The organism is Bacteroides fragilis (assembly GCF_019583405.1).
GTDB classification, from domain to species: Bacteria; Bacteroidota; Bacteroidia; order Bacteroidales; family Bacteroidaceae; genus Bacteroides; species Bacteroides fragilis_B.
Window position 1 is genome coordinate 1 of record NZ_SZUU01000027.1, and the last position, 1,885, is coordinate 1,885.

Sequence of the window (1,885 nt, forward strand, 5' to 3'; positions counted from 1 at the left end):
CGGAAATACGTCCACATTCAGTATAGCCAATAATTCGACTGCCACTGTGCGGTTAGTTCCTTTCTCGGGTTCCCGGGCAATCACGGTACATATCGGTACGTTGAAACTTAGTAATTACTTCAATGCGAATAACCGGAATATCACCTCGAGCCAGAATGTGCAATTGCTGCCGGGACGGAGTTATACCATTACACTGAAGTTTGAATTGGGGATACAACTGGCGGCAAGCGACATTACCCTGACACAAAACGGATGTACAACGAATGATAAAAATAATTTGGCGAAGTTGAGATGGGCAACAGGAAATTTGAAGAGTACCGGAAATACTAATTACGTGTGGACTACTGCAACAGATAGAGGTTATTATTATACGTTTTATAGTACTTATACCGGAAATACAAATACTAATAATACAGATCCTTGCTCTAAATTGAATACTGCATATTATGGTACAGGATGGCGTACTCCAAGTAAAAATACCTTAGCAATGCTATCTCGGTGTACAAACAAAGCATTGATTAATAAAGGCATGTGGTTTATGAATAGTAGCACAGGTCTTTTTTTACCTGCTGCGGGCTTTCGTAATGATAATAGAGGGGGTAGTGGCACTGAAGCCACAACAAGTCCTGATACTGAGGGGTATTATCAAAGTAGAGACGATGCAGGTGGAACTGTCTCGTATTTTATGCTTTTAAGAAATGGAACGGCCGAAATTCAGGCTTACCAAAAGAAAGATGGTAAAACAGTACGTTGTGTAAAAGGAGATTAATGACTTTTCAGAATATTCTTTAAATAATACTAGTCTTTTTGTGATAGGCATTAAACAATAATATTCACTTTTAAACTAACCTATTAAACAAACTTGATTCAAAGGTTAGCATGAGGACAATGTTGTGTCACATGCAATTATAAAAGACATGATAACAAGATTATAAAAGTGCTGATAACTTGGCACTTCCATACATGTTGAACGAAATGAGAAACAAGATTCTTTGCTATGGACAGAAAGCATTCTGTCTATAGCAAAGAATCTGACATTGAATGAATATTTGACCGGTGCCAGTTTGTTTCGTGCTATAGATAAGTTCTGTAATGTAGTGGAGATAAACTGGAAATTAGACTTATAAAATACAGATTTAGTTTTTCAAATGGTGTTTCAAAAGACGTACGTCTGATGCAACAAAGATAAGGCGCTTTTTTTATCTGTGCAAATATTTCTACATTGTTTTAATTATCAATCATTTATCTATTTCCCTTGCATTCAGTGCGAAGAGTAAAAATGGTGTTTCAAAAGACGTACCTTTTTTGAAACACCACCGTGTATTCAGGACCGTTATATCTGATTGTAATACACAAACTTACGCATAATAAAAGTGGTATCAAACAGCCTTTTCGGACTTATACGAGGATGTATAGGCCCGCAATGCGTCTTTGATACGATTATTCACTTTAATATCATAGTATATGAATAGAACTTTTATTATGCGAGAGTATTTCGGTAAAGCCTTATGGCTGTGTTTGTGCCTTTCGATGGCAGGATGCGCGGAAGATGACAGAATGACTCCTTTGTCTCCTGAAAGCGGGGATACTGCCGACGAGTTAATCCCCATCCATATCAGTCTGACGGGTGACAACGACTATCATTCTTCCTCTTTTAACGACGCTTCGACCCGTAACAACCCGCCCCTGATCGCCGAATGGGTGGGAGTAAAAGCTTTCTCCCCTACACGCACGGGAGAGCAACCCGACTATGACGGCCCCCGGATAGCCTCGATGGAACTGACGGAAGACACCCTGCCCCGCGTAAGTACCCGTGCGACAGTGCCTGCGGGAGTTTATTTCCGGCTGATCGTTTTCCGGAAGTCCGGAAATGACTATGTCTTCC

2 pseudogenes are annotated in these 1,885 nt (G+C 40.1%); both read left to right on the forward strand.

What is annotated here, in order from left to right:
* Positions 1–769: pseudogene (locus tag FDF36_RS20920) on the forward strand (hypothetical protein); the annotation flags it as partial.
* Between the two features lie 695 nt (positions 770–1,464).
* Positions 1,465–1,885 (forward strand): annotated as a pseudogene (locus FDF36_RS20925) (hypothetical protein); the annotation flags it as partial.